Below are 24,393 nucleotides of genomic sequence, written 5' to 3'. Positions count from 1 at the left end.
AAAAAGTGTGAGTGCCCATCTCAGGCGTGGTGTTTTGGCGGCAGTGGCGGCCGGATCTCTGGCTGCTACCGGTACTGCCCAGGCCGGGGACGGCGGTGTTGTGACCAGTATCCGTCCGCTGGGCATGATCGCTGCCGCACTGACCGAGGGGGTCACCGAGCCGTCAATTCTGCTGCAGGATGGCGCCTCGCCCCATCACTACGCCATGAAGCCCTCGGATATGCGCGCGCTGGATAGCGCCCGGCTGGTGGTCTGGGTCGGGCCCGACCTGGAGCGTTTTCTCGCCAAGCCGCTGGAGCGCACCGAGGTGCCTCAGGTGATTCTTATGCCGGCTAAATCGGCCATGCATGACGAAGAGGCGCATCAGGATGAGGCTCACGAACATGAACATGAACATGAACATGAACATGAACATGAACATGACGAGCCGGAGCATCATGCCCACGAAGAGCTAGCCGATGCGCATGGACACGACGAGGCGCACGAAGAACACGCGGGCGATGAGCATGATCACGGCGGCCTTGATGTTCATCCCTGGCTGGATCCGATGACGGGCCTGGCAGTGGCCCAGGATATGTTGCCCCAACTGATCGAGGCCTACCCTGACCAGGAGGCGATTATCAGGGACAATTTCGCGCGCTTCGAAGCCTCTCTCAAAGCCGCCGACCAGGATATCCGGGCGATGCTGGCGCCGCTGAAAGAGCGTGGCTTTTATGTCTTCCACGACGCCTATACCGGTTTTGTTACGCACTATGGTCTGAAGCAGCTGGGTTACTTCACCGTTGACCCCGGTCGCCAGCCGGGTGCGCGCCATCTTGCAGAGATCCGTGCGGCGCTGGAGCAGAATCAGGCTGCCTGTGTCATGACCGAGCCGCAGTTCAGCACTGCGCTGGTGGAGCGGATTACCGATGGCCTGCCGCTCAAGACCGAAGAGATCGACCCGCTTGCAGCCGGGGTTGAGCTGAGCGAAACCGCCTATGTAGACTATATGCTTGATTTGGCGAGTCGTTTTGAGCGTTGCCTGGCTCCCTGAAGCGATTGAAAAAAAGATGCTGACAGGGGGTTCACAACCGCAGGGGCGCTCTATATAATGCGCCCCACTTTCGAAGCAGATGTGGTGGAATTGGTAGACACGCTAGCTTCAGGTGCTAGTGCCTTCACGGGCGTGGGAGTTCGAGTCTCCCCATCTGCACCACTTCCCTGAAGTGGTGTTGAACGGCAAAAGTTCGAAAGTGTCGAAAGTAGAGTTAAGGCGGTCCGGCGCCGCATGTTTCGCAAGAGACATAAAGCCGCACAAACCGACGCAGATGTGGTGGAATTGGTAGACACGCTAGCTTCAGGTGCTAGTGCCTTCACGGGCGTGGGAGTTCGAGTCTCCCCATCTGCACCACCGGTACTCACCGGCTGGTACTTCCCTCCCAAGTAAATTATCTCCCTATTTTTTTGCTCTTTAGAGCCTGACGTGCGTTCGTCCTCCAGGCGGAATAATCCGTGTCTAGGCTTATCCAGGCCTATCTGCTGGTTCTCTTTGTGCCGCTTCAGTTCATAAAAAGCGCCAGGCGATAAAAAGCCCCAGACTCAGCCGGGGCAAAACAGTTGCTTGGGAGCTTGTGCCGACTAGCCGGCGGTCAGCAGGCCGATCTGTACCAGTGCCGGGGTAATCGCGATAACCAGTCCGACCACCACCATCAGGATCGATGGTACGAGGCCCAGTTCTTCATAGCGTTCATCATTATGATGGATAGCAGTCATCTTATTTCTCCTTGCTAACAGGATGGGCGTATTGTTTTGCCCTGTAATCTGCTTATCGCAAGTTAGATGCCAGCTGTTTCGCTTTTTGTCATGGTTTGTAACAAACTGTTTTCATGAGGCTTTTACAAAGCTGGGTGTCAGTTTTTGTGAAACTAGTGTCAGTAATGACATGCCTGGGTTGGCGGTACGTCATTATTGGCGTGCGCAGGTTGTTGTCATCAACAAGAAGCTGGCGAGCATTATGCCGAAGCTGCCAGGAACCACGGCAAGCCTGACCGAGGTCCCTTTTCGCTGGCTAACCGCTTGTGAACGCCCGGCCGTTGCGCGTATAAAGAGCCTCCAGAGGTCTGTATCACCCGTCTTTGAAAGGAACCTGCCATTGAAAAAGTTCACGCTTAACCTGGATGCGGCGATCGTCATTGCGCTGCTGGTTCTGGCCTCTATCGGAGGCAACGCCTACCAGTACATGGAGTACAAAGAGCTGAAGGATGAGAACTTCCGTCTCCAACTGCAGGGCCTGGAAGATAAGATGAACCTGGATTCCCAGGAAAACTACATCAAGCGTCTCAATGCCAAGCTTGAGGAGCAGGGCGAGCCCGCTGAGGCTGCTGTCGCCGAGAGTGCCGCTCAGGATTCTTAAGCCGCAGGGCCAGGGATGACTTATCCACAGGGACGGATCATGAAAACAATCCTGATAACCGGCTGCTCCAGCGGCATCGGCCGCCACTGTGCATTGCGCCTGCATGAGCTGGGTTACCGTGTCTTTGCCACCGCCAGGAAGTTGGCCGATGTGCAGGCATTGGCTGATGAGGGGCTGGAGAGTCTGCAGCTGGACCTGGACGACAGTGCGTCTATCCATGCCGCGGTGGACCAGGTGCTTGAGCGCACCGGTGGAACCCTGGATGTACTGTTCAACAACGGCGCCTATGGCCAGCCCGGCGCCGTCGAGGACCTTTCCCGTGACGTGATGCGGGCTCAGCTCGAGACCAATGTGCTGGGCTGGCTCGAATTGACCAACAGAGTGCTGCCGGTGATGCGGCGTCAGGGCGGCGGTAGAATCGTCATGAACTCGTCGGTGCTCGGTCTCGTGGCGCTGAAGTACCGCGGTGCCTATAACTGCTCCAAATTCGCGCTGGAGGGACTGACAGACACCCTGAGGCTGGAACTGGCCGGTACGAATATCCATGTCAGCCTGATCGAACCCGGCCCGATCGAAAGCGCCTTTCGCAAAAACGCTTTCGCCGCCTTTAACGCCAATATCGATATCGAGCGCAGTGCGCACCGGGAAACCTATGAAGCGGTTGTAACGCGGCTTGCCAACCAGGAGCCGGGCAAGGAGCCTGCTTTTACGCTGACCTCGGAAGCGGTGCTTAAACCCCTGCGTCATGCCATTGAAAGCCGTCGCCCCAGGGCGCGTTACTACGTGACCTTCCCGACCCATTTAATGGGACTGATGCGCCGGATACTGCCAAACCGTCTGCTGGACAAACTGCTGATCAAGTCATCGGACTAGTCATTGGATTAGGCTGGATAAGCCGGATACCAAGCTATCTGGCCAAATGACAGAGTTTTATGTCTAGTGATTTCGTCCGGCTGTTAGAGTGTCCAGGCCAGCGAAGCGCTGTACCTGAATTCGTTTTCCATTTCCTCCGCAGACGTCTCGTCATACTCATTACTCAGGCCCAGCTTCAGCGCCACACCGATATAGGTGTTCAAGTCCTGAATCCAGCCGAGCGAGGAGAGCTTGAGCAGCTGTGAGAGCGCTTTCAGGCTTGGATAGAGTGAATTGGCGAACTCCAAGCTCTGGTGAACGCTGATCGTCCAACGGGTCTCCAGGCCGAGTATCCGCTGCGAGAACGCTGGTCCAGAATGGTTGTCGGGAAACGATTTCAGAGATAAAGGCAAAAAAGACATAGTCACGACATTTAAGAATGCTGCTTTTGCTCTTGATTCGCTATAGTGCAGACTCAATGCAACATGGATGTTGAGCCGGCATGAATGCTTCAAACTATCTCGCGTTATTCCTAACGATCACGATTGCTGTTTGTTCAGGCAATTTGCTATCGAACTATCTTTCAGCGCAATTCGCCGCATACCAACTAAAAGTGGCAGCAGAAGCTATGTCCAACCAGCTTAAGCAACAGAACGCTATTTGGACCGAAAAAAATGAGCGTAAGCTTGCGGCAGAACGAGCACATCGAATCAAAAGTTCGAAAGGAGTAGCGTTGGCCACTGCATGTAATGATTGGCAGCGCATGCACCGGCAAAGGCCTACCGAAACTACTGCTCGAGAATCCAAAAAACAGTGCGCTATCTATACGAGGTATATCGCAGAAGGGAAGTGATATTCGATAGCGCGCTGTTCATTCACAGTGTTATTTGCTCTCAATATGGGTAGACAGTTAAACATAAACTCTAGTTATATGGCGTCACTAATATATGGCTTTCAAGGATCGAAAAATGAAGAAATTTGCCCTTCTCCTAACGTCTATATCTCTCACCGCCTGTGCAACAGGTGGCCCGGCTTATAAGCAGTTCTGGTCGAAAGAAGGAGCTTCTTACGACCAAGCTGTTACACATGAATCTGAGTGCCAATATAACGTTGGCATGGCGAAAATTTCGAGTCGTGCGGAGAAACAGCAGCTCATTCAAAGCTGTATGAAAATGCAAGGTTACCGTTGGGGTAAGTACCCGGTACGGTGAGACCTGGCGCCATCTGGCCGATGAGCTTAAAGAGCTAACCAGACCGCAAGTACGGCAAGCCTGGGCCAAGCTGCACGAACATTACTTAATGGCAGCTGAAATCGCCCAGGCGACTTTAGAAAGCAAATATCTGCTTAACCTCATATAGTCTTGGTCCTGCTGGCAAGAACTTCATTGCCCTGGCCGTCCCACACGCTTACTCATAGCTTTCCAGGCACACCCAAAACTGAAAACTCTATACAAGCCGTGCTTGACTGGTTCTCCCGAGTATTGCTTTACCTACCAAGGGGAACCGGTGGAGCGGACTTCCGCTAAAGCTTGGGCGCGCGCACTGGAACGGGCGGGGATTACCGATTTTCGCTGGCATGATCTCAGGCACACCTGGGCGTCATGGCACGTGCAAAGAGGAACCAGTCTGTACGAGTTAATGGAGTTGGGAGGTTGGTCGTCGTTCGACAGGGTGCTGCGGCACGCGCATATGGCGGGAGAGCACTTAAAAGCGGTGGCGGGACAGGTTGGAGGCAGATTACCGGCACACGCCAGATACAAAAAAGGCCTGCATCTAGTGCAAGCCTCTTAAGTAGTGGTGCCCGGAGGCGGAATCGAACCACCGACACGGGGATTTTCAATCCCCTGCTCTACCGACTGAGCTATCCGGGCAACGAGGCGCATATTAAACCCGACTTGATTGAGGGTGTCAACGCCTTGTTTTCACTTTTCTTTATTTAGTTGCTCTCGGATGGCGGTACGTAGCCTTCAGCCTTGTCGTACTCTTCGCCGGAGAGGAATTTCTTCATCTCTTCCTGCAGGTATTTGCGGCTGTTCGGGTCCATCAGGCTCAGGTGTTTTTCGTTGATCAGCATGGTCTGGTGGTCGGTCCACTCCTGCCATGCCTGCTTGGAGACGTTGTCGTAGATATCCTGCCCCAGTGCTCCCGGGTACGGCGGACGCTCCAGGCCTTCCATCTCTTTTTTGTATTTGCGGCAGATAACTGTGCGGCTCATGGTTTGTCTCCCGTTTTGCTGGTGCCGGTGATGGAGTGCAGTAGCTTTTTCACCGGTGCGGCCAGGCCAATATTTTGTGGTTGGTCGGTGTTATACCAGAGTGTCGGCGGGCCTTCCATGACGCAGTTTGTAGGGTCTTTCAGGCTCACCAGTACCGGGGTGATATCCAGGTGATAGTGGCTGAAGGTGTGACGCAGCGGCTCAAGCGGCGTGGCTTTGTCGATCTGAAGGCCCAGTTCAGCTGGCGCGTCGCGCAGATCCTGCACCTCCGGCAGACTCCACAGGCCACCCCAGATACCTGTGGGTGGGCGCTGGGCCAGCAGGATGTGATCGTCTGTGTTGCGGATGATCAGCATCTGCGTCTGCTTTACCGGCAGGGTCTTCTTTGGCTTGGGTGAAGGCAGCTTGTCGGTGAGCCCCAGTGCAAAGGCTTTACAGGAGGGCTGTAAGGGACACAGCAGACAGCTTGGCTTGCTGCGGGTGCAGAGCGTGGCGCCCAGGTCCATCATCGCCTGGGTGTAGTCACCGACGCGATGATCCGGCGTATTGCGCTCGGCCAGGCTCCAGAGTTTTTTCTGCACCGCGGTCTGGCCGGACCAGCCTTCCACCGCGTAGCACCGCGCCAGGACCCGTTTGACGTTGCCGTCGAGGATGGCGGCACGGCGTCCGCTGGAGATCGACAGGATCGCACCGGCGGTTGATCGGCCGATACCGGGCAGCTGCTCCAGCTCGCCCACGCTGAGCGGGAATTCGCCGCCGAAGTCGCGGCTGACGATCTGCGCAGCCTTGTGCAGGTTGCGGGCGCGGGCGTAATAACCCAGGCCTGTCCAGAGGTGCAGTACCTCATCTATATCCGCATAGGCCAGGGAGTGTACGTCCGGGAAACGCTCCATGAAGCGCTGGTAGTAGGGAATCACCGTGGCAACCTGGGTCTGCTGCAGCATGATCTCAGAGACCCAGGTGTTGTAGGCGAGCTTCTCCTGCTGCCAGGGAAGGTCCTTACGGCCGTGCTGGTCAAACCAGTCCAGCACGGCGCCATGGAACTCTGCGGGTGTCATCTCAATCGGTGTCAGGCTGGTCATCAGTTTCCAAACAACCCTTTGATCAATGATTTGGCACCTTCTCCACCGAGCTTTTCACCCAGTTTCTCTTCGATTTTGCTGCCAACCTCTTCCTCGACCTTTTTCTGCGCTTGGGCCTTGAGCAGGTTGGCGAAGATGCTGGGGTCCGGTCGGCACATCTGCGCCGGCGGTGTATCGAAGGAGCCCTTGCAGTTCACCGGGAACTCCACGCCTTCCAGGCGGTTGTTTACGGAGCAGGTCTGCTTGAACAGGTTCTCCTTGATGGTCATGCCCAGGCGGTAGTCGATCAGCGCCTGGGGCAGGTTCACGCTGCCGCGGCCGGTCATCTGCATCGCGTCCAGGTTGGCGGTCAGGTCCTTGTTGCTGACCACGCCGTTGGTGATATTGAAACTGCCGCCCATATCGGCGAACGGCGTGGACTGGTCCACCTGCTCGCTGTTGATACCCAGGCTGGCCACATTGTTGATCCCCTGGCAGATGGTCTGCGCCATGCTGATGCCCTCGATAACACCATCGGCAGCCTTGATGTTGAGCATGCCCCCCAGGGAGTTGATGATGGCGTGCATCGACTGCCCCTGGGCGCTGAGCAGCGCATCGGAGCTGAAAGTACCGGTGATCGGCGCTTCGCCCGCCAGTTCGGTCAGCAGCTCGCCAAGCTGGATGCCGCTGATCTTTTCGCTGATATTGATCTTCAGCGGTTTCTGGCGCGCGTCCAGCTTGGCGCTGTTGCGCAGGGTGCCGGAATACATGTCGGCGTTGATGCGGCTCAGGTTGACCAGGCCGTCATGGGCGCTCAGTGTCAGTCCGATGTTTTTGGCGTCGATACCGGCGATGGTCAGTTTGCCCAGGTCAAAGCTGGCATCCAGGTTCAGTGCCTGCAGCGGCTCCAGCGGGATGATCTCCTCTTTCGACCAGCGCTCCTTATTGCCGTTATCCGAGCTGGCGCTGCCCTCGCCTGCCGCGTTGCCGGATTCGTTGGCCGGTGGCAGGTAGCGGTCGGCGTTGAAGCTGTCGCCCTTGAGGACAAGGGTCTGGGCCAGGCTGGTCAGATCCAGGCTGGCCTTACCGTCAAATCGGGTGTCGTCCAGATGGATCGCCAGCGGGTCCAGCGTCAGGGTGTTCGCGGTTCCGCCCAGGGTGGTGCTCAGACCAACGCGGGTCAGGGCATCCGGATCGGCGGTTTCGGGCGCGGTCTGTCCCAGCGAGGTCAGCAGCTGCTTCAGGTTGAAGTCGTCAACCATCAGGCCGCCCTTGATGACCGGGTTGCTGAACTGTTCCACGCTGAGCTGGCCATTGGCACTGAGCTCTGCGATCGCCAGCTTCTGAATGCCGACGTTGGCGAGCTGATCATCCAGATCCACGTCCAGGTTCGCTTCAATAGCCAGCTCAAGCGGCTCGCCGCCGAGGGCCAGGCTCTGGATACGGGTATTGGCGACGATGCCGTTGAGCTGGTAGCGCTGGGTGTCCAGGTCCAGCAGGGCATCGCCGGTCAGGTTGGTGCTGAGCGAGAGTGACTCGGTGTCGTTACTGAACTGGCGGATATCGGCGCTCAGTTCCAGCGGGATCGGGGTATTCGGCGTCAGCATGCCGGTGGTCAGGTTCAGGTTACTGATCTCCACCCGGCTGCCGGCACCTTCGTCCACATAATTGATCAGTGCATCGCTGAGGACAATCTCTTCGATGGCAAAGGAGCTGATCCCGCGACCTGCCGGGCTATCGCCGGTATCGGCGGTGCTCTCTTCAGTGGCCGGCTGGGCCTGGGTATCGGCCGGGGTCCAGTTGTTACTTTGACCGGTGCTGATCAGGTTCAGTTTGAGGCCGTTGACCTGCACGCTGCTCATTTCCACGCTGCCGCTGATCAGCGGCAGCAGCTTGACCGAGACCTGTGCCTGTCCCAGTCGGGCCAGGCCCGGCTTGTCCGGGTAGCGCAGATCGATGTCGCTTACATCCAGGCCGAGCCAGGGAAAGACCGACCAGCCGATCTCACCATTGATCTCCAGTTCGATGCCCTGCTCGCGTGCGGCCTGCTCTATGTCGCCGCGGTAATCGTTCGGATCGATAACGAAGCCGAGGAGAATACCTCCGGCGCCGATCAGAAGAACGACAAGGACCACTAATCCGATAAACAGCCTTGTAATCAATTTCATAGGTCGAATCCTGTAAACCTCGGTCTGCTTTGAATGCTGCACTATTGTAGCTAATCGATTGTTGTTAGGGGAAAACGCTCTTTTCCACTCAGCCATTTTTGGCCCTTGTCCCCTGCTTCTGTGCGCCAGATTACCTTCAGAATGGCTGACCCCTGCTGAAGCCTCAGGTTCAGTCACCGTTGAATAACTATTGCTCTGCCGTTGACGGCGGGTTGTCTGTATAATATCCGCTTTCAATGAAACCCACGCGCAACGGCGGAGACTGAGATGGCCGATCGTACCGCCAGAGTGACCCGCAACACTCTGGAAACCCAGATCACCGTATCGATCAACCTCGATGGCACTGGCCAGTTCGAGTCCGATACTGGCGTCCCCTTCCTTGACCACATGATGGATCAGATTGCCCGTCATGGTCTGATCGACATGGAGATCAATGCCATTGGCGATCTGCATATCGACGATCACCACACCGTCGAGGATATCGGCATCACCCTGGGCCAGGCGTTCCACCAGGCCGTCGGCGACAAGAAAGGCATCCGCCGTTACGGCCACGCCTATGTACCGTTGGATGAAGCTCTGTCCCGTGTGGTCATCGACTTCTCCGGCCGTCCGGGGCTGGCGATGGATGTGGAGTTCACCCGCGGTCGCGTTGGCAGCTTCGATGTGGATCTGTTCAGTGAATTCTTCCACGGCTTCGTCAACCACGCCCAGGTGACCCTGCATATCGATAACCTCAAGGGCAAGAACACCCACCACCAGGCTGAGACGATCTTCAAGGCGTTTGGTCGCGCCGTCCGCATGGCACTGGAAGAAGATCCCCGTGCCGCCGGGATCATGCCGTCGACCAAGGGGTGTCTGTAATTTATGAGCAGTATCGCTGTCATCGATTACGGTATGGGCAACCTGCACTCGGTTGCCAAGGCGCTGGAACATGTGCAGCCCGGTGTCGAGGTGCGCGTAACCGCCGATCCGGAACAGGTGCGCACAGCTGATCGTGTATTGCTGCCCGGTGTCGGCGCGATCCGCGACTGTATGGCCGAGATCCGCCGCCTGGGTGTGGATAAAGAGGTGCGTGAGGCGATCGCCTCCGGCAAGCCGTTCCTCGGCATCTGTGTCGGTTACCAGGCGCTGATGGAGTTCTCGGAAGAGAACGGCGGCGTCGATTGTCTCGGCGAGTTTGAAGGCCGGGTCAATTTCTTCGGTGAAGACCTGCACGAAAGCGAAGGCAGTGATCGCCTGAAGGTGCCGCACATGGGCTGGAACGAGGTGCAGCAGAGCATCGATCACCCGCTGTGGAAAGATATCGACAACGGCAGCCGTTTCTATTTTGTCCACAGCTACTACGTCAAGCTGGCCCAGCGCGGTCAGGTGGCCGCAACCTGCCATTACGGTGTGGATTTCGACGTGGCGCTGGCGCACAACAACGTGTTTGCCGTGCAGTTCCACCCGGAAAAGAGCCATACTGCAGGCTTGCAGCTGCTGAAGAACTTCCTTAACTGGGACGGCCAGGTCTGAGACCGTCCCCGAGACAGACTTTCAAGGTTTTATCCACAATGCTGATTATCCCCGCGATCGATCTCAAGGATGGCAAATGCGTACGCCTGCGTCAGGGCCGCATGGACGATTCCACCGTATTCTCCGACAACCCGGTCGACATGGCCGCGAAGTGGGTTGAAGCCGGCTGCCGTCGTCTGCACCTGGTGGACCTGAACGGCGCCTTTGCCGGTAACCCGGTCAACGGCGAGATCGTCAACGCCATCGCCAAGGCCTACCCGGACCTGCCGATCCAGATCGGCGGCGGTATCCGCTCTGCCGAGACCATCCAGGCCTACCTGGATGCAGGCGTTGAGTACGTCATCATCGGTACCAAGGCGGCGAAAGAGCCTGAGTTCGTCACCGAGATGTGCAAGCAGTTCCCGGGTCACATCATCGTCGGCCTGGACGCCCAGGACGGCTACGTGGCGATCGACGGCTGGGCCGAGATCACCGACGTTAAAGCGGTGGATCTGGCCAAACGCTTCCGCAACGACGGCGTCAGCGCCATCGTTTACACCGATATCAGCCGTGACGGCATGATGCAGGGTGTGAACGTGGAAGCCACCGTTGAGCTGGCCCGCGAAGCCGGTATTCCGGTGATCGCCTCCGGCGGCGTTACCGATATCGAAGATATCCGCAAGCTGGCAGCCGTGGCCGATCAGGGCATCCTCGGCGCCATCACCGGTCGTGCCATCTACGAAGGCACCCTGGATGTGGCCGAAGCGCAGAAGCTCAGCGACGAGCTCAGCAAGTAAGGCCGAGCAAGTAAGTAGTAACGCAGAAAGGTAAGCACCATGGCACTGGCAAAACGCATCATCCCCTGTCTCGATGTCGAGAACGGCCGCGTGGTAAAGGGCGTGAAGTTCCTCGATATCCGCGATGCCGGCGATCCGGTAGAGGTCGCCAAGCGCTACAACGAACAGGGCGCGGACGAGATCACCTTCCTGGATATCACCGCCAGCCATGAAGAGCGCGATACCATGGTGCATACCGTGGAGCGCATGGCTGCCGAGGTGTTTATCCCGCTGACCGTCGGTGGCGGTATCCGCACCTGCGAGGATATCCGCAAGATGCTCAACGCCGGTGCCGACAAGGTATCGATCAATACGGCTGCCGTGTTCAATCCGGAATTCGTGCGCGAAGCCGCCGAGCGGTTCGGCAGCCAGTGCATCGTGGTCGCCATCGATGCCAAGAAAGTCTCCAAGGAAGGCGAACCGGACAAGTGGGAGATCTTCACCCACGGCGGCCGCAAGCCGACCGGTCTGGATGCGGTTGAATGGGCGAAAAAGATGGTGGAGCTGGGCGCTGGCGAGATCTTGCTGACCTCCATGGACCAGGATGGCGTCAAGAACGGCTACGACATCGGCGTGACCCGCGCCATCTCTGAAGCCGTCGCGGTGCCGGTAATCGCTTCCGGTGGTGTCGGCAACCTGGATCACCTGGTCGAAGGCTGCATCGAAGGCAAGGCAGACGCGGTGCTGGCAGCATCGATCTTCCACTTCAACGAGTACACCATCCCGCAGGCGAAACAATATATGCGGGAGAAGGGCGTCGAAGTCAGGCTTTGATCATTTCTCGAAGATCGCTACAGTAAGGCCCCATAAGGGGCCTTTTTTGTACCCTTTTCGTCTGTCATGGAAGTGGCTTTTCGTAGCAGCGACGCCCTCGTCGCGATCAACCAGCGGGGTCTTAAATGACTGCTGTGCCGCATCAATCGGGACGAGGTTTTTATGCCCTTTGGGTGCGTGCCTCGTACATTGCAGGTGAAATGTTTAAATTTGCGGATCATAAATCCGCATAAAACGGGCGAACCGGGGTTTGCCCTGGCTGGTCAGCCCGTTGAACCTGTAGGTTACCAGGCTGCCGATCTTCGGTGGGCTGGCCCGTTCCTCATCACTCAGTCCCGAGCCGATACGAAAGCGTAGGCCTGCTTTGGTTTCTACAATCAGCGCGCCGGTCATCCCCTCGTATTTGCCTTTACCCGGTGTGTAGCCAACCACCCGGGCTTCGGCATCCTCATAACCCTTGTATTTCAACAGCAGGCTGCTGCGGCTGTGTGTGTAGCGGGCGGAAGCGTGATGCAGCATCAGGCCTTCTCCGCCGGTCTGGCGGGTCTGCTCAAGCAGGTTGTCGATCTCGGCTCGTGAGAGTCCGCGTGTCTGTTCGATAACGCTGACAGCCGAGTTATCCACAGCGGCCGCTATGTCGTTGAGTGCCGCAAGGCGCGTTTCGAAGGTGCCCGGATGTGCCGGCAGGTCGAACAGGCGCAGCTGTACCTCATCCCACAGCGGATCACCGGCATCGGCGCGGTGAATCAGGCCGGAGGTTTCACTGAACCGGCCGCGACCCAGCCAGAGCTCCGCATCCAGAGGTACCGGTGGCAATTGCTCTAACAATGTATCGGCTGCATGAATGCGCAGGCCGCTGCGGGTCAGCAGCACCTGGCCGCTCCAGCGGGCACGCACGCCATCGAGCTTTTCGCTGACGAAATAAGCCTGGCTGTCGATGGTCTGTTCCGGCGTGAGTGATTCGGCACTCATCAGTGCGGGCGCCTGGGTGGCGGCGAGGGCGACGGGTGTGGCAACGAAGGCCAGCGTAGCGCCGGCCCAGAGAGGTGGGTTGGACATGGGGGGCTCTCCTTGATCCCTGGAGTTGAACGGAGCTTCCTGCTCCGCCTTTGAGTCACCTAAGGTTAGTCAGAACTCGTAACTGAGCTCAAGTCTGTAGCGGGTATCATCACGGTCGGCGCCGTTGAGCCAGTGCTCGGCACCGATCTCCATTTCAAAGCCGGGCATGGGGGATTCATACTCCAGCCTCAGGGTGCCGATCCACTGCTCCTGGTTTTCCCACTCCCAGGCCTCACCCGGTTTGCGTTCAGCCTGATCTTCAAGCTGCCAGGTAGGGCCAAACATCATCTCCCAGCCGGCTACCGGCATGATCCAGTCGAGCCAGAGTCGGGCTTCGTACTGCAGCTCCTGTTCGGCTTTTTCCCGGTCATCCCGAGCGGTGTTGGTCCAGGCGCTGTACTGTTCATGTTTGATGCTGACTTTAGGCAGCAGATAAAGGCTGTACCAGGGGGTGGGGTATTCGGCCTGAAGCGCCAGTTTGGTTTCGTAGCCCATGCCGCGGCCTTCGATCGGTTTGGCATCCTCTGCCAGGCTGGTAGCGCGGTAGTGCACATCGATAAAGCGATCGTGATAGGCACGCAACGACCAGGCAGCGCCACCCAGCATGGAGCCGAGATCCCGTCGCAGGCCCAGGCCCAGCAACGGGGTCTGGCGCCACTCGGTGCGGGTCTTGTCATTCTTCAGTGAGCCATCCTCGCGGTACTCACGGCTGTGATCCACGGTGCGGCGTGCGTTGTAGCCAAGGCGTGCGCTCCACCGCCATTCAGACTCCGGGTTAAGCTCCGCCGTGACCAGCGTCTCGCTCTCCCAGCGGCTTTTACGTTTGACGTCGCGCTCGTCAAAGCTGCCATCGTCTGCGTATGAAATCTCGCTGCGTTCCTGCCCGTCCAGGTGTTTGAGCCGGGCTTTGATCTCGATATCGGCGAAGGCTTCAGGGACGGGAACCAGCAGCAGTGGCAGGGCGTAGAGCGCAACGCGGTTCATCGGGATAGAGCTTCCTTTTCTATCAGTGAGATCAGTTTTTCGATACGCATGGGGCGGGCAAGGCCGTATCCCTGGGCGTAGCGCACGCCCATCTTTTTGAGCTCTTCGTGCTGGCGGTCGGTTTCGATCCCCTCTGCCACGGTACCGATCGACAGGGAATCCGCCAGCGCGACCATGGCGTCTATCAGCGGGCGGGAGTGGCCGTCGATCAGGTTATGCACGAAGGAACGGTCGATCTTGAGTCCGTCGATCGACAGGCTGTTCAGGTAGGCCAGCGACGAATAGCCGGTGCCGAAATCGTCGATCCAGATATCGATACCTGAGGCCTTCCAGCGTCTCAGCGCCGCTTCACTGCTCTCCAGATGACTGATCATGCTGGTTTCGGTGATCTCGATACAGAGGCTTTTATCCGGCAGCGCCAGGTTATTCTTCAGATCGCAGATGTACTGACACAGCTCCAGCTGGTGCAGCGCCGCGCCGGAGACATTGATCGCCAGGGAGAACTGTTGGCGGTGCCTGAGAAGGGTCTGCAGATCTTGGCTGGCGCGGTTGGCGACCCAGCGGGTGACGTCCTCGATCAGGTCCGATTCTTCAATGATCGGAATAAAGCGGGCCGGCGAGAGCAGGCCATTCTCCGGGTGCTGCCAGCGCAGCAGCGCCTCAGCACCGATAATGCGGCCCGTTTCCATGGAATAAAGCGGCTGGTAATCGAGGAACAGGTGGTCATTCTCGATCGCCTCCCGGATGCCCTGCTGGATCTCCAGGTGCTCCTGGATCTCCTGGGTCATCTGCGGCTGGAAAAAGGCGAACTGGTTGCGGCCATGTTGCTTGGCGGAGTACATGGCAATATCGGCGTGCTTGAGTATTTCGCTGGCGCTGACGCCGTCATCCGGGTACAGCGTGATGCCGATACTGCAGGATATGGAGAAATACTGACCATGGAGCAGGAAGGGCGAGGCCAGGGACAGCAGCAGGCTGCGGGCTATCTCGGCAGCGTCCTCGGCACAGCGGATCGCTGGCAGCAGGACCACAAATTCGTCGCCGCCAAGGCGTGCCAGCTCGGCGCCGGGCCCGCGCTGACCGCGGCTTGCCCTGACGTTGACCTGAAGCCTGCGGGACACTTCGCGCAGCAACTGGTCGCCACGCTCGTGACCGGCGGTATCGTTAACCTGCTTGAAATGGTCCAGGTCGATAAACAGCACCGCGAAGGCGCTGTCCAGGCTGGCACTGCGGTGCATCATCTCGCTGAGCCGGTTCTGGAACCAGCGCCGGTTGGGCAGGGAGGTCACCGGGTCCTCGTAGGCCATCTGGTGGACCTGGTCGTGGCTTTCTTCCAGTGCATCACGCATCCGCTCCAGCGCGCTGCCGAGGCGGCCCAGCTCGTCCGGCCGGTGGAGCTCGAAACTGATATTGCGTTCGCCCTCGGCGTATCGGGTGCTGCGTTCGGTCAGCACCTGCAGTGGCTTCAGCATGCGCCGGGTGATCCAGCGTGCGCTGAACATGCAGATCGGCAATAACAGAATGAAGGTGATCAGTATGGCCCAGCGAACCTGCTGGAACAGTTCGTACTCGGTGTCTTTGCGTTCCCGGGCGTGGATATGCATTGCCGAAAAGGGGCGGACAAAATCGAAGCTGACCGCGATCGCGGCGATAGACTCATCGGCAACGCTGACCGGTGAGTTAAGGTGCAGATGCTCACCTTCCCAGAACCGGTCCTCGCGCAGGCCGGTCAGCAGCTGCGGCGGGGTGTAGTCTGAAACCTCTTTTCCATATAGCGGGATCTCGGCACTGCCATCGTGGATGATCCGGCCGTCGGGGCCATAGACGTAGATATAGTCCAGGTTGCGGTACTGACTCAGTCCTTGCAGTGCTTCGGCGATCGCGCTGAGATCCCGGTTGTAGATCTCGATACTGAGGCCGTTGCTGAGTGTATTGGTGAGCAGCTGGGCATCGTGTTCGAGCTGGCGTTTGGCCACATTGGTCAGCAGTTGCTGACTGGCCTGGTTGGAGTCCTGCAGGTAGCGTTTCAGGGAATCGTCAACGGCCATCATGAGTGCAAGCATGATCACTGCCGAGAGCAGGGTCAGCAGCAGTGACAGGCGGGTGATGACCGAAAACTGGCGTTTCACTCAGGTGTATCCTCCCTGCCGTGGCCGAGTTGGAGCAGAAACTCATGGTCTTTCGGATTCAGCGCACTGAAGCCGCCGGTCTGCTCATAGCGCGCCAACAGGTCGGCATGGCTGTTCTCGCTCATCGCCAGCAGTTCGTCCCTCAGCGCACTGGCCGCGGCTTCTGACAGGGCGGGTGTGGCGATCTCGAATGCCCTGGGGTAGAACTCAGAACGGTGGATAACCTGCAGCTTCGCTTGGATACGGGCCGGTACCCGCGCCCTGTTTTCCCAGTCGCCGTTATTCAGGGCGCCGGCGGCGGCGATCCCTTTTGCCACCCAGAGTGCATTGTTTTTTTCGTTGCGGCTGAACAGGTAGCCGACCTGGCCCGGCGGCACCGGGTCATTGGTATGCTCCAGCTTGACCAGGGAAAGTCCCTGCCGCTCCAGAATCTGCCGGGGCAGAAAGTAGCTGCTGAAGGAGGCCGGATGTTCAAACGCGATCCGTTTGCCGACCAGGTCGTTGAGCTCGTCGATGCCGCTGTCGGCGAGGGTGTAGATCAATGACTGGTATTGAGGCTGGTGATTCTTCCATTTTGTGACCAGTGCCTGGCTGCCGGTCTCCCGGATCAGGCGGGCTGCCGTGTAGGGTGTTTCGCTGATCCAGTGAACCTCACCCCGGCGGACCGCCTCTACAAGCTCGTCGACGGTCCCGTATAGATGGACTTGAGCGCCAGTGAAGCCGTACTGCTCCAGCCGACCGGCCATGTAGCGGGCCATCGGCAGCAACTCCTTGAAATTCTTTTTAGGCCGGTCACTAACCTGTGCGATCACAAGAGTGTCTGCGAATACTAACGCCGGCGCAGCGAGGCCGCCCAACAGCAGTGCACCGGTCAGTTGAGCGATGAGGAGAAGCCTGCTGATGAATAGGGAGGGTAGGTGTCGCATGCTTGTCGGTCGCTTCCAGACTCGTCTGTGGCTGAATGTACGAGAACCCTTAGCGTTTTGCTACCTTGGCGGCCAGGGGTCAGATTTTTTCCGGACTCCAGCGGTTGCCGGAGTGGTCGATGGCTTGGTTCAACTGCTCCAGCAGAGCTGGTATCTCTTCGTCGACACGCAGTAGCGAGCGGCACTGGTCCTGGATAAATCCCTGGCGGCGGGTGTGGTCGAGGAATTCGAGCAGCGGGCCGTAAAAGTTATCCACATTGAGCAGCGCCACCGGCTTGTCGTGATAGCCCAGCTGGGCCCAGGTCCAGATCTCGAACAGCTCTTCAAAGGTACCGATACCGCCGGGTAGCGCGATAAAGGCATCGGCCAGGCTGGCCATACGCGCCTTGCGGGCGTGCATATCGGGCACCACTTCCAGCGAGGTCAGTTGCTGGTGGGCGACTTCAGCCTTGAACAGGCTTTCCGGAATCACGCCGGTGACTTCGCCACCTGCACTCATCACACCCTCTGCCACCGCACCCATCAGTCCGACGGAGCCACCGCCATACACCAGTGATGACCCCTGGGCGGCGATCGCCGTACCGAGTTCGAACGCAACCTTCTCGAAACGCGGGTTCGCGCCTTTGCGGGAACCACAGAAAACGCAGAGTGTTGTTGCCATTCTTCAGTCCTTTTCCTGTGCCGAGCTGAGCCGGCCATTAACGGGGATGCGCAGTACGAAACCACTGCCCCGGCCGGATGCGGATTGGACCTCGATGCTACCATGGAGAAGGCGGTGAACCCACTGGTGAAGCAGATGCCGCCCCTGATCCCTGTGTCCCCGGCCGAGGTGAGAAAGCGGGCAAAAGCACGATAGTCATGTACGATGATCAGATAATTGCTGATTAATGCCCCGAAATACCCGGATTAGTAGCGCCGTTTTGCTATTTACGGCAGCGCAGAGGCGTACCAGCCTGTTGGTATCCGCGTTCAGGCCGTACAATACGCCATCAAGCCTGATCGATATGCAGAGACCGGAGACACCGATGAGTGAGCCGCTGAAACTGGAGAAACAACTCGACCGACTGGAAAGCTGGCAGCTCGTCGCTTTCTGTGCCGCGCTGAGTGAACGGATGTTCCCGAATTTCGCACTGTTCTCGCGTCTGGTGGAGTTCGGTGATCATCAGCAGCTGCGTGGCATTCTTGACGGTATCTGGAACCAGCTGGCCGGCACCGGCGCACGCATCAATGCAGAAGTCCAGCTCGACAACGTCGAGGCGAGTATTCCCGATCTGGACGAGTTTGATATGTATGGCGCAACCCCGGCCCATGCAGCCGTAGTTGGTCTTTACTCCACGCTGACCTGTGTGATCGAGGGGGATGTGGCCGAAGCGGTCGAGGTGGCGAACCTGTCCCACGAGTGTGTGGCGGGCTTTATCGAGATCAGCGAGGGTGATGACCAGATGTCCGATGAGGAGCTGGTACGTTTCATCAATACCCATGAACTGATGTTGAACGAAGAGGCGTTCGTTGACGAGGTGCTGGAGCGACTGCGTGGGCAGCGTCAGCCCACAGCGGCGTTTATCCGTGAGCTGCGTACCCTGGCCGAAAACGAGGGCGTCAGCAATATCGGCATCAGTGATGAAGACGGCTGATGCTGCGACTCGGACTTTTTCTGCTGATCGTACCGCCGCTGGCGTTGATGGCCGGCTTTATGATCGAGCAGGCTCAAGTGGATGCCTGTCTCGATAGCGGTGGTGCCTGGCACTACGCCGAAGCCAGCTGCGAGACATCCGGCGAGTACCCCTTTGTTCCCTTCATGATGCGTCACCCTCTGCTGGTCAACGGCGGGATGCTGCTGGCCGTGGTGGGGCTTTTCTTCTGTCTTATCGGTCTTTACAAGGGCCGTTCCTGAGTTTTCCGGAGTTCTGATAATGGTGAAAAAGATCCTGCTGGCGCTGCTCGCGGTTGCTGTGCTGGGTGTGGCTTATCTCTGGTTCAAAAAGGACGCCATCGTCGCGGAGTTCAACCAGGAACGGGCCGAAGAAGCCCTGGTGTACCGTGAGGCGGGCCTTGAATACGGCCGCAATCACGATCAGCAGGCCTGTCTTGATGAAGCGCTTAAGGAGTTCGATACCCAGTGCACCGGATTCAGCTGCACCGTGCGCTACGGCAAGTTCCTGAACGCCTGCCTGGAGACGGCGGCCGTCTCTGAGACCTTCTGTGACAAGGTACCGGCCTACCAGGAAGAGAAAACCGAAGATGAGAAGATCTGGGCCCGCGAAGCCTGCTGGGCTCAGGATATTCGTGGCGAGGGCTGCCGCCTGTTACTGCGTCAGCAGCAGTATTTCTGCAGTAGTAACCTCGCACCGGGGGATGAGCTGACCGACAGCGCTGCAGCTGCCGGCCAGTAATCTCGATCGCAACGCTTAACCGATGCTCAGCACCAGCTTGCCGCGCTGATGGCCGCTGGCGCTGAGTGCATGGGCGCGGGCCACCTCTGCCAGCGGGATAGACCCGCCCAGTGATAGCTTCAGCTTGCCGGCATCGGCCAGCGCGGCCAGCGCCTCCAACTGGCTGCCGTTGGGCTCGACCCGGATACCCATGACGCGGTAACCGCCCTTCTCTGCCGCCGCCATCACCTCGGCTGCTGTCACCGACGGCAGCGTCACCAGAATGCCGTCCGATTTCAGGCAGTGCAGCGCTTCAATGGCGGTGGCACCACCGACGCCGTCGATAACGATATCCACATCGCTGACACTGACCGCCAGGTTGGCGCTGGAGTAGTCGATACACTCGTCGCAGCCCAGGCTGTGGATAAAGTCCTGGTTGGCGGCGGATGCGGTGCCGATCACGTAGGCGCCCGCCGCTTTGGCCAGCTGCACGGCGATATGGCCGACACCTCCGGCGGCGGCCAGTACCAGTACTTTCTGCCCCGCTTTTACCTGCGCCTTGTCATGCAGCGCCTGCCAGGCGGTGAGGCCGGCAAGGCCAAGACCGGCTGCTGCCTCTGCGCTCAGGGATTCGGGTCGCAGCGCGATCTGGTTCGCCGGTGCGCAGGTGTATTCGGCATAGCAGCCGGCCGCTTCCGGGAAACGGATAAAGGCGAACACCTCGTCGCCCGGTTTGAAGTCACTGACGCCATCACCGACCTTATCCACAGTGCCGGCGCACTCCCAGCCGGGAATGAACGGCAGCTCGCCGATAGCGGCACTGGCGCCACCGCCGGCGCAGGTTTTCCAGTCGATCGGGTTGATGCCGGCGGCGCGGTTGCGAATCAACACTTCACCGCGGCCCGGCTGCGGGATCTCCACCTCGTCCAGGGTCAGGTTTTCCGCTCCGCCGAAGGCGTGGAGTCGTATCGCTTTCATGTTAATCTCCGTTCACTGAAAAAGCCGGGGTAGTGGAAGCCGCTAACAGGCCCGCCTGGCCCCTGTCCAACCCAAGTGCTTGAGAAGGATTACGATGATCTATCTGGCCATAATCGAGCCGTTTCTGTTCTGGGGCGGCCTGCTGGTGTTTGTGACCTCGCTGGGTCTCTACGTCAAACGAACCAGTGACTGGCAGGCGGTAATGCGCTTCTGGCAGCCGCTGATCAGCTTCACACCGCTGGAATTCAGAATCAACCGTATCGGGCTGACCCTGATGCTGGTCGCCGTCGCTATACGTTTTATCGTTTATTTTCTGGCCTGAGGAGGGTCTATGAGTGCCAATCCCGTCAGGGGCGCCAGCTATTTTACGCGCGGACTGGCGATGCTGCCTGAGCCCGGTATCCGCAGTTTCGTACTAATTCCCCTGCTTATCAACGTGCTGCTGTTCAGCGGTGCGATCTGGCTGCTGATCAATCAGTTTGGTAACTGGATCGACTATATGATGAACGCCTGGCTGCCCGCCTGGGAGTGGCTGGACTTTCTGCGCTACCTGCTCTGGCCGCTGCTGGCGCTGCTGATACTGGTGGTGGTCTATTACAGCTTCTCCATTGTCGCCAATTTTATTGCGGCGCCGTTCAACGGCTTTCTGTCGGAGATGGTGGAGCGCAAGCTGCGTGGCACGGTGAGTACCGATGAAGGCTGGTCGGAGCTGGTGAAAATGATTCCCCGCTCGCTGCAGCGCGAGGTGGCCAAGCTGATGTACTACCTGCCCCGGGTGCTGATCCTGCTGGTGCTGAGCTTTATCCCGGTGATCAACCTGGCGATGCCCTTTGTCTGGTTCCTGTTCGGTGCCTGGATGATGGCGATCCAGTACTGCGACTATCCGATGGATAACAACAAGGTGAGCTTCGGGGAGATGAAGCGCCTGCTGAAATCGCAGCGCTTCACCGCAGTGGGCTTTGGCTCGGTGGTGCAGGTCGGCATGCTGATACCGCTGGTGAACCTGCTGATCATGCCCGCAGCCGTGGTCGGAGCGACCATCTACTGGGTAGAGGAACACAGCGAATTGAAAACAGCGGGTGCGTCAGCCACCGGAAAGGTGGTGACGCGCTAGTTGCTGACCGCCTCGATCACCGGGCGAACCATATCCGGCGGGAAGTGGCAGGTGAAGGTGCTGCCCTCGCCGGTTTTGCTTTTGATCGTCAGGTGAGCGCCATGGCGCATCAGCACGTGCTTGACGATGGCAAGCCCAAGGCCTGTACCACCACTGGCTGAAGAGCGGCTCTCATCGACTCGGTAGAAGCGTTCCGTGAGGCGGGGGATATGAATCGGATCAATGCCGATACCGCTGTCCTTGACCGAGAAATGCCCCCCTTTATCATCCACCCACCAGCGAATGCTGATCTCGCCAGGACCTGGAGTGTAACGCACCGCATTGAATACCAGGTTGGAGAGCGCACTGTGCAGTTCCAGCTCCTGGCCCAGCAGCTGGTAGCCGGGCTCGATCTCCACCTGGAAATGGTGGGCGCGATCCCCTGACAGCTCCTCTGCATCGCGATGAATCTGCTCGATCAGCCGTTGGATCCCCACCGGGTGCAGATCGGTGATGTGTTCGGTGGCTTCGAGCCTGGAAAGCAGCAGCAGGTCCGCCACCAGACGTTCCATCCGCGTGGTCTGGTGCTGCATCTGCGACAGCCCGCGATGCAGCGGTCGCGGCAGATCCTGTTCAAGAAAGGTCTCCACGTAGCCGTGAATCACGGTCAACGGGGTGCGCAGCTCGTGGGAGGCGTTGGCGACGAAGTCCTGACGGGTCTGCTCCAGTTTCACCAGTCGGGTGACGTCCCGGGATACCAGTACCCGGTCTCCATCGCCGAAACGGCTGATCTGATGCTGCAGGAAAGTATGAGAGTTTATCGGCGAGACCAGCTGCAGTGGTTCCTGGTACTGCTCTTTCTGGTAGTAGCGGATAAAGCGGGGGTCACGCGCCAGGTTGAAGATCGACTTGCCACGGTCGCTGTCCTGGAACCCAAGCAGGGTTTCCGCGGCCTTGTTCCACCACTCCAGGTTGTTGTCGCGATCGATGATGACGATGGCATCGAAGAGCGATGCGGTGCTCTGCTGGAAGCGGCTGATCACCGCTTTGAGCTTGTCTTCGCGGGCGACAGCGCGTTTGCGGCGTCTTGCCAGCTGATCCAGCAGATCACCCCAGAGGCCGGTGCCTTCCGGTGGCATATCGTCTGCTTCCCGGGATAACCAGCTCATCACTTTGTTGAACTGGCGCGCGTGATAGATGCTCCATGCCAGCATGCTCAGCGCCAGGCCCCAGCCCGGATAGGAAAGCAGGGCTCCGGCGCCCAGCCCTACCAGGGCTGCTCCGATCAGGGGCAGGTTCATCGGTGTGCGTGTGTGACGCATAAAACCTCGTGTCCGTTGGCCGCGGCTGGGGTTCAGGCGACCTGAGAAGAGAAGCGGTAGCCGGTACCGCGAACGGTTTGTACGAGGTAATCATGACGTTCGCCAAGTGCTTTGCGCAAGCGGCGGATATGCACATCTACGGTGCGTTCTTCGACATAAACGTTTCCGCCCCAGACCATGTCGAGTAACTGGCTGCGGGAGTAGGCGCGATCCTGGTGGGTCATGAAAAACTGCAGCAGGCGGAACTCCGTCGGCCCAAGCTCGACCGGTGATGAATCGGCGGTAACCCGGTGGGAAACGGGATCGAGGCAAAGGCCGTCAACGGTGACCGGCTCTTCCACGCCCTTGGGGGTAGCCCGGCGCAGTACTGCTTTGAGTCGGGCAACCAGCTCGCGCGGTGAAAACGGCTTGATAATGTAATCGTCGACGCCGGCCTCGAGGCCCTTCACCTTGTTGTCCTCGTCGGTCTTGGCGGTCAGCATGATGACCGGGATGTCCGCGGTAACCTCATCCTTGCGCAGGCGGCGGGCGAATTCGACCCCGCTGGTACCCGGCATCATCCAGTCCAGCAGGACCATGTCCGGCTTATGATCCAGGATGAGCGCGTGGGCCTCCTGGGCATTTTCCGCTTCCATACATTCGTAGCCGGCCATCTCAAGCGCTACGGCAATCATTTCCCTGATCGGAGCTTCATCGTCAACGATCAAAACCCGTTTTGATGCAGACATGCGTCACTGCCTCTGAAATTTCTGCTGTTGTGAATCGCGACTATTACAAGACGTTTGCGTTACACAAATATGACAATAGCAGAATCAGGCGACTTAAGGTCGGGATAGCGCTCTTTAGGCCAGCGCGTAATCGGCGATGATGCCCACAAGTACCAGTAATTCGGCCCAGTGGTTGTTCAGAAACGCCTTCAGGCAGGGCATGCGTTCGCGCTCGCGGATCAGCCACTGCTGGTAGATAAACAGCACGGCAGCGCCGAAAAGCCCCAGATGGAACCAGACGCCAAGTCCCGCCATGGCGCCGACGATCAGCAGCAGCATCAGGGCGGCGATATGCAGCAGGCCCACCATCAGCCGGTCATGGCGGCCAAACAGGACAGCGGTGGATTTGATGCCGATTTTCAGGTCGTCGTCCCGGTCCACCATCGCGTACATGGTGTCATAGGCCACGGTCCAGGCCAGCTTGGCGAGGAAAATGACCCAGGCGATCAGTGGCAGCTGCTCCTGTACCGCCGTAAACGACATCGGAATCGCCCAGCCGAATGCGGCGCCGAGAAACACCTGGGGCAGATGGGTGTGGCGTTTCATGAACGGGTAGATAAAGGCCAGCGCCAGGCCCGCGAACGACATCAGGATGGTCATCTGATTGGTGAACAGCACCAGCGCAAAGGCGGCCAGCATCAGGCCGGCAAACAGGCTCAGTGCCTCTTTTTCGCTGACGCGGCCGGTGGCCAGGGGGCGGTCCTTGGTACGCTTCACGTGGGCATCGAAATGGCGGTCGGCGTAATCGTTGATCACACAGCCGGCGGAGCGGGTCAGCCACACCCCCATTGAGAAAATAATCAGCAGGTGCAGGGGCGGCACACCCTCAGCTGCGATCCACAGCGCCCAGAGCGTGGGCCAGAGCAGCAGGTAGGTGCCGATGGGGCGGTCGGCTCGCATCAGCTGAATATAGGTGTTGAGCTTGCCCGCTGAGCTGCTGTTGGTCATCGACATAGCCATACTGCCCCTTG

Annotated in this window: 28 protein-coding genes and 3 tRNA genes; 16 read left to right on the top strand and 15 right to left on the bottom strand. The window is 58.7% G+C overall.

Going from position 1 to position 24,393, the window contains the following annotated elements; all coding sequences use genetic code 11:
- Positions 1-43 precede the first annotated feature (43 nt).
- The 3 genes from znuA to ACQUQP_RS01745 all read left to right on the top strand — a co-directional run bounded on the left by znuA (position 44) and on the right by ACQUQP_RS01745 (position 1,390).
- Positions 44-1,033 (top strand): zinc ABC transporter substrate-binding protein ZnuA, encoded by a 990-nt coding sequence (gene znuA, locus ACQUQP_RS01755; protein WP_432698658.1) that lies wholly within the window; start codon positions 44-46, stop codon positions 1,031-1,033.
- A 75-nt stretch (positions 1,034-1,108) separates the two neighbouring features.
- Positions 1,109-1,195, top strand: a tRNA-Leu gene (locus tag ACQUQP_RS01750).
- Between the two features lie 108 nt (positions 1,196-1,303).
- Positions 1,304-1,390 (top strand) — tRNA-Leu (locus ACQUQP_RS01745).
- Positions 1,391-1,617: 227 nt separating this feature from the next.
- On the opposite strand, the gene ACQUQP_RS01740 is transcribed toward ACQUQP_RS01745, so the two are convergent.
- On the bottom strand, positions 1,618-1,752 hold the full coding sequence (locus tag ACQUQP_RS01740) for a hypothetical protein (protein ID WP_432697101.1): 135 nt from the start codon (positions 1,750-1,752) through the stop codon (positions 1,618-1,620).
- Between the two features lie 379 nt (positions 1,753-2,131).
- Between ACQUQP_RS01740 and ACQUQP_RS01735 the strand changes: the two genes are divergently transcribed.
- Together ACQUQP_RS01735 and ACQUQP_RS01730 are read left to right on the top strand one after the other, a co-directional pair.
- Positions 2,132-2,392, top strand: coding sequence for a hypothetical protein (locus ACQUQP_RS01735; RefSeq protein ID WP_432697100.1), 261 nt, complete (start codon positions 2,132-2,134; stop codon positions 2,390-2,392).
- A gap of 39 nt (positions 2,393-2,431) precedes the next feature.
- Positions 2,432-3,265 carry an SDR family oxidoreductase gene (locus ACQUQP_RS01730; RefSeq protein ID WP_432697099.1) on the top strand — a complete coding sequence of 278 codons (834 nt, stop codon included), beginning with the start codon at positions 2,432-2,434 and terminating at the stop codon, positions 3,263-3,265.
- Between the two features lie 83 nt (positions 3,266-3,348).
- On the opposite strand, the gene ACQUQP_RS01725 is transcribed toward ACQUQP_RS01730, so the two are convergent.
- Positions 3,349-3,759, bottom strand: a complete 411-nt coding sequence (locus ACQUQP_RS01725; RefSeq protein ID WP_432697098.1) for a hypothetical protein — start codon at positions 3,757-3,759, stop codon at positions 3,349-3,351.
- A gap of 453 nt (positions 3,760-4,212) precedes the next feature.
- Here ACQUQP_RS01725 and ACQUQP_RS01720 point away from each other — a divergent pair, with 453 nt between their 5' ends.
- Both ACQUQP_RS01720 and ACQUQP_RS01715 read left to right on the top strand, forming a co-directional pair.
- Positions 4,213-4,455 (top strand): hypothetical protein, encoded by a 243-nt coding sequence (locus ACQUQP_RS01720; RefSeq protein ID WP_432697097.1) that lies wholly within the window; start codon positions 4,213-4,215, stop codon positions 4,453-4,455.
- 295 nt (positions 4,456-4,750) lie between these two features.
- Entirely contained in the window at positions 4,751-5,035 is a 285-nt protein-coding gene (locus ACQUQP_RS01715) for a tyrosine-type recombinase/integrase (RefSeq protein WP_432697096.1), read from the top strand.
- A 4-nt stretch (positions 5,036-5,039) separates the two neighbouring features.
- Here ACQUQP_RS01715 and ACQUQP_RS01710 read toward each other — a convergent pair.
- The 4 genes from ACQUQP_RS01710 to ACQUQP_RS01695 form a co-directional block, all read right to left on the bottom strand.
- Positions 5,040-5,115: transfer RNA gene (locus ACQUQP_RS01710), tRNA-Phe, on the bottom strand.
- 65 nt (positions 5,116-5,180) lie between these two features.
- A complete protein-coding gene (locus ACQUQP_RS01705; RefSeq protein ID WP_432697095.1) occupies positions 5,181-5,459 on the bottom strand; it encodes an oxidative damage protection protein in 279 nt (92 codons plus the stop codon).
- Positions 5,456-6,517: an A/G-specific adenine glycosylase gene (mutY, locus tag ACQUQP_RS01700; protein WP_432698657.1), complete on the bottom strand. Its 1,062-nt coding sequence runs from the start codon at positions 6,515-6,517 to the stop codon at positions 5,456-5,458. The genes ACQUQP_RS01705 and mutY overlap by 4 nt, the downstream gene beginning before the upstream one ends.
- A 23-nt stretch (positions 6,518-6,540) precedes the next feature.
- Positions 6,541-8,688 carry an AsmA family protein gene (locus ACQUQP_RS01695; protein ID WP_432697094.1) on the bottom strand — a complete coding sequence of 716 codons (2,148 nt, stop codon included), beginning with the start codon at positions 8,686-8,688 and terminating at the stop codon, positions 6,541-6,543.
- Positions 8,689-8,955: 267 nt separating this feature from the next.
- Here ACQUQP_RS01695 and hisB point away from each other — a divergent pair, with 267 nt between their 5' ends.
- Genes hisB through hisF form a run of 4 tightly spaced genes read left to right on the top strand, consistent with a single transcriptional unit; the run spans position 8,956 to position 11,792 of the window.
- The gene (hisB, locus tag ACQUQP_RS01690; protein WP_432697093.1) at positions 8,956-9,549 is read left to right on the top strand and encodes an imidazoleglycerol-phosphate dehydratase HisB; all 594 of its coding nucleotides are present in this window, start codon (positions 8,956-8,958) and stop codon (positions 9,547-9,549) included.
- 3 nt (positions 9,550-9,552) lie between these two features.
- Positions 9,553-10,203, top strand: a complete 651-nt coding sequence (gene hisH, locus ACQUQP_RS01685; protein WP_432697092.1) for an imidazole glycerol phosphate synthase subunit HisH — start codon at positions 9,553-9,555, stop codon at positions 10,201-10,203.
- 38 nt (positions 10,204-10,241) lie between these two features.
- Entirely contained in the window at positions 10,242-10,979 is a 738-nt protein-coding gene (hisA, locus tag ACQUQP_RS01680; protein ID WP_432697091.1) for a 1-(5-phosphoribosyl)-5-[(5-phosphoribosylamino)methylideneamino]imidazole-4-carboxamide isomerase, read from the top strand.
- Between the two features lie 39 nt (positions 10,980-11,018).
- On the top strand, positions 11,019-11,792 hold the full coding sequence (gene hisF, locus ACQUQP_RS01675) for an imidazole glycerol phosphate synthase subunit HisF (protein WP_432697090.1): 774 nt from the start codon (positions 11,019-11,021) through the stop codon (positions 11,790-11,792).
- A gap of 204 nt (positions 11,793-11,996) precedes the next feature.
- Here the strand turns inward: hisF and ACQUQP_RS01670 are convergent, their stop codons facing one another.
- The 5 genes from ACQUQP_RS01670 to ACQUQP_RS01650 all read right to left on the bottom strand — a co-directional run bounded on the left by ACQUQP_RS01670 (position 11,997) and on the right by ACQUQP_RS01650 (position 17,551).
- Complete coding sequence (locus ACQUQP_RS01670) at positions 11,997-12,851, bottom strand: DNA ligase (RefSeq protein ID WP_432697089.1); 855 nt, start codon at positions 12,849-12,851, stop codon at positions 11,997-11,999.
- A gap of 69 nt (positions 12,852-12,920) precedes the next feature.
- Positions 12,921-13,835, bottom strand: coding sequence for a hypothetical protein (locus ACQUQP_RS01665; RefSeq protein ID WP_432697088.1), 915 nt, complete (start codon positions 13,833-13,835; stop codon positions 12,921-12,923).
- Complete coding sequence (locus tag ACQUQP_RS01660) at positions 13,832-15,964, bottom strand: putative bifunctional diguanylate cyclase/phosphodiesterase (protein WP_432697087.1); 2,133 nt, start codon at positions 15,962-15,964, stop codon at positions 13,832-13,834. Before ACQUQP_RS01660 ends, ACQUQP_RS01665 begins: the two co-directional genes overlap by 4 nt.
- Complete coding sequence (locus tag ACQUQP_RS01655) at positions 15,961-16,722, bottom strand: phosphate/phosphite/phosphonate ABC transporter substrate-binding protein (protein WP_432697086.1); 762 nt, start codon at positions 16,720-16,722, stop codon at positions 15,961-15,963. The genes ACQUQP_RS01660 and ACQUQP_RS01655 overlap by 4 nt, the downstream gene beginning before the upstream one ends.
- A 247-nt stretch (positions 16,723-16,969) precedes the next feature.
- Positions 16,970-17,551: a TIGR00730 family Rossman fold protein gene (locus ACQUQP_RS01650; RefSeq protein ID WP_432697085.1), complete on the bottom strand. Its 582-nt coding sequence runs from the start codon at positions 17,549-17,551 to the stop codon at positions 16,970-16,972.
- 364 nt (positions 17,552-17,915) lie between these two features.
- Between ACQUQP_RS01650 and ACQUQP_RS01645 the strand changes: the two genes are divergently transcribed.
- Genes ACQUQP_RS01645 through ACQUQP_RS01635 form a run of 3 tightly spaced genes read left to right on the top strand, consistent with a single transcriptional unit; the run spans position 17,916 to position 19,283 of the window.
- Entirely contained in the window at positions 17,916-18,524 is a 609-nt protein-coding gene (locus ACQUQP_RS01645) for a YjaG family protein (RefSeq protein ID WP_432697084.1), read from the top strand.
- Positions 18,524-18,784 carry a hypothetical protein gene (locus tag ACQUQP_RS01640; RefSeq protein WP_432697083.1) on the top strand — a complete coding sequence of 87 codons (261 nt, stop codon included), beginning with the start codon at positions 18,524-18,526 and terminating at the stop codon, positions 18,782-18,784. Before ACQUQP_RS01645 ends, ACQUQP_RS01640 begins: the two co-directional genes overlap by 1 nt.
- A gap of 19 nt (positions 18,785-18,803) precedes the next feature.
- On the top strand, positions 18,804-19,283 hold the full coding sequence (locus ACQUQP_RS01635; RefSeq protein WP_432697082.1) for a hypothetical protein: 480 nt from the start codon (positions 18,804-18,806) through the stop codon (positions 19,281-19,283).
- 15 nt (positions 19,284-19,298) lie between these two features.
- Here ACQUQP_RS01635 and ACQUQP_RS01630 read toward each other — a convergent pair whose 3' ends face one another.
- Positions 19,299-20,240, bottom strand: coding sequence for an NADP-dependent oxidoreductase (locus ACQUQP_RS01630; protein ID WP_432697081.1), 942 nt, complete (start codon positions 20,238-20,240; stop codon positions 19,299-19,301).
- Between the two features lie 94 nt (positions 20,241-20,334).
- Between ACQUQP_RS01630 and ACQUQP_RS01625 the strand changes: the two genes are divergently transcribed.
- Together ACQUQP_RS01625 and cysZ are read left to right on the top strand one after the other, a co-directional pair.
- Positions 20,335-20,562 carry a hypothetical protein gene (locus ACQUQP_RS01625; protein WP_432697080.1) on the top strand — a complete coding sequence of 76 codons (228 nt, stop codon included), beginning with the start codon at positions 20,335-20,337 and terminating at the stop codon, positions 20,560-20,562.
- A gap of 9 nt (positions 20,563-20,571) precedes the next feature.
- Positions 20,572-21,354 carry a sulfate transporter CysZ gene (cysZ, locus tag ACQUQP_RS01620; protein WP_432697079.1) on the top strand — a complete coding sequence of 261 codons (783 nt, stop codon included), beginning with the start codon at positions 20,572-20,574 and terminating at the stop codon, positions 21,352-21,354.
- On the opposite strand, the gene phoR is transcribed toward cysZ, so the two are convergent.
- From phoR to ubiA, 3 genes are all read right to left on the bottom strand, one after another.
- Positions 21,351-22,655: a phosphate regulon sensor histidine kinase PhoR gene (gene phoR, locus ACQUQP_RS01615; protein WP_432697078.1), complete on the bottom strand. Its 1,305-nt coding sequence runs from the start codon at positions 22,653-22,655 to the stop codon at positions 21,351-21,353. The genes cysZ and phoR overlap by 4 nt on opposite strands.
- Positions 22,656-22,687: 32 nt before the next feature.
- A complete protein-coding gene (phoB, locus tag ACQUQP_RS01610; protein WP_432697077.1) occupies positions 22,688-23,383 on the bottom strand; it encodes a phosphate regulon transcriptional regulator PhoB in 696 nt (231 codons plus the stop codon).
- Positions 23,384-23,497: 114 nt separating this feature from the next.
- Positions 23,498-24,382 (bottom strand): 4-hydroxybenzoate octaprenyltransferase, encoded by an 885-nt coding sequence (gene ubiA / locus ACQUQP_RS01605; RefSeq protein ID WP_432697076.1) that lies wholly within the window; start codon positions 24,380-24,382, stop codon positions 23,498-23,500.
- Positions 24,383-24,393: the final 11 nt, after the last annotated feature.

The sequence above is a fragment of the Marinobacterium sp. YM272 genome (assembly GCF_050908845.1).
Lineage (GTDB): Bacteria > Pseudomonadota > Gammaproteobacteria > Pseudomonadales > Balneatricaceae > Marinobacterium_D.
The sequence above is the reverse complement of the archived record's forward strand: the minus strand, read 5'-3'. Positions and strand labels throughout refer to the sequence as shown.

What these genes read in the sequence shown, in the direction of transcription:
- ACQUQP_RS01665 (WP_432697088.1), bottom strand. Translation starts at nt 13,835, where the DNA reads ATGAACCGCGTTGCGCTCTACGCCCTGCCACTGCTGCTGGTTCCCGTC.
- ACQUQP_RS01720 (WP_432697097.1), top strand. Translation starts at nt 4,213, where the DNA reads ATGAAGAAATTTGCCCTTCTCCTAACGTCTATATCTCTCACCGCCTGT.
- ACQUQP_RS01740 (WP_432697101.1), bottom strand. Translation starts at nt 1,752, where the DNA reads ATGACTGCTATCCATCATAATGATGAACGCTATGAAGAACTGGGCCTC.
- ACQUQP_RS01670 (WP_432697089.1), bottom strand. Translation starts at nt 12,851, where the DNA reads ATGTCCAACCCACCTCTCTGGGCCGGCGCTACGCTGGCCTTCGTTGCC.
- hisB (WP_432697093.1), top strand. Translation starts at nt 8,956, where the DNA reads ATGGCCGATCGTACCGCCAGAGTGACCCGCAACACTCTGGAAACCCAG.
- hisH (WP_432697092.1), top strand. Translation starts at nt 9,553, where the DNA reads ATGAGCAGTATCGCTGTCATCGATTACGGTATGGGCAACCTGCACTCG.
- ACQUQP_RS01655 (WP_432697086.1), bottom strand. Translation starts at nt 16,722, where the DNA reads ATGGCCCGCTACATGGCCGGTCGGCTGGAGCAGTACGGCTTCACTGGC.
- ACQUQP_RS01640 (WP_432697083.1), top strand. Translation starts at nt 18,524, where the DNA reads ATGCTGCGACTCGGACTTTTTCTGCTGATCGTACCGCCGCTGGCGTTG.
- ACQUQP_RS01705 (WP_432697095.1), bottom strand. Translation starts at nt 5,459, where the DNA reads ATGAGCCGCACAGTTATCTGCCGCAAATACAAAAAAGAGATGGAAGGC.
- ACQUQP_RS01695 (WP_432697094.1), bottom strand. Translation starts at nt 8,688, where the DNA reads ATGAAATTGATTACAAGGCTGTTTATCGGATTAGTGGTCCTTGTCGTT.
- phoB (WP_432697077.1), bottom strand. Translation starts at nt 23,383, where the DNA reads ATGTCTGCATCAAAACGGGTTTTGATCGTTGACGATGAAGCTCCGATC.
- mutY (WP_432698657.1), bottom strand. Translation starts at nt 6,517, where the DNA reads ATGACACCCGCAGAGTTCCATGGCGCCGTGCTGGACTGGTTTGACCAG.
- ACQUQP_RS01625 (WP_432697080.1), top strand. Translation starts at nt 20,335, where the DNA reads ATGATCTATCTGGCCATAATCGAGCCGTTTCTGTTCTGGGGCGGCCTG.
- cysZ (WP_432697079.1), top strand. Translation starts at nt 20,572, where the DNA reads ATGAGTGCCAATCCCGTCAGGGGCGCCAGCTATTTTACGCGCGGACTG.
- phoR (WP_432697078.1), bottom strand. Translation starts at nt 22,655, where the DNA reads ATGCGTCACACACGCACACCGATGAACCTGCCCCTGATCGGAGCAGCC.
- hisA (WP_432697091.1), top strand. Translation starts at nt 10,242, where the DNA reads ATGCTGATTATCCCCGCGATCGATCTCAAGGATGGCAAATGCGTACGC.
- ACQUQP_RS01630 (WP_432697081.1), bottom strand. Translation starts at nt 20,240, where the DNA reads ATGAAAGCGATACGACTCCACGCCTTCGGCGGAGCGGAAAACCTGACC.
- ACQUQP_RS01635 (WP_432697082.1), top strand. Translation starts at nt 18,804, where the DNA reads ATGGTGAAAAAGATCCTGCTGGCGCTGCTCGCGGTTGCTGTGCTGGGT.
- ACQUQP_RS01730 (WP_432697099.1), top strand. Translation starts at nt 2,432, where the DNA reads ATGAAAACAATCCTGATAACCGGCTGCTCCAGCGGCATCGGCCGCCAC.
- ubiA (WP_432697076.1), bottom strand. Translation starts at nt 24,382, where the DNA reads ATGGCTATGTCGATGACCAACAGCAGCTCAGCGGGCAAGCTCAACACC.
- ACQUQP_RS01645 (WP_432697084.1), top strand. Translation starts at nt 17,916, where the DNA reads ATGAGTGAGCCGCTGAAACTGGAGAAACAACTCGACCGACTGGAAAGC.
- ACQUQP_RS01650 (WP_432697085.1), bottom strand. Translation starts at nt 17,551, where the DNA reads ATGGCAACAACACTCTGCGTTTTCTGTGGTTCCCGCAAAGGCGCGAAC.
- hisF (WP_432697090.1), top strand. Translation starts at nt 11,019, where the DNA reads ATGGCACTGGCAAAACGCATCATCCCCTGTCTCGATGTCGAGAACGGC.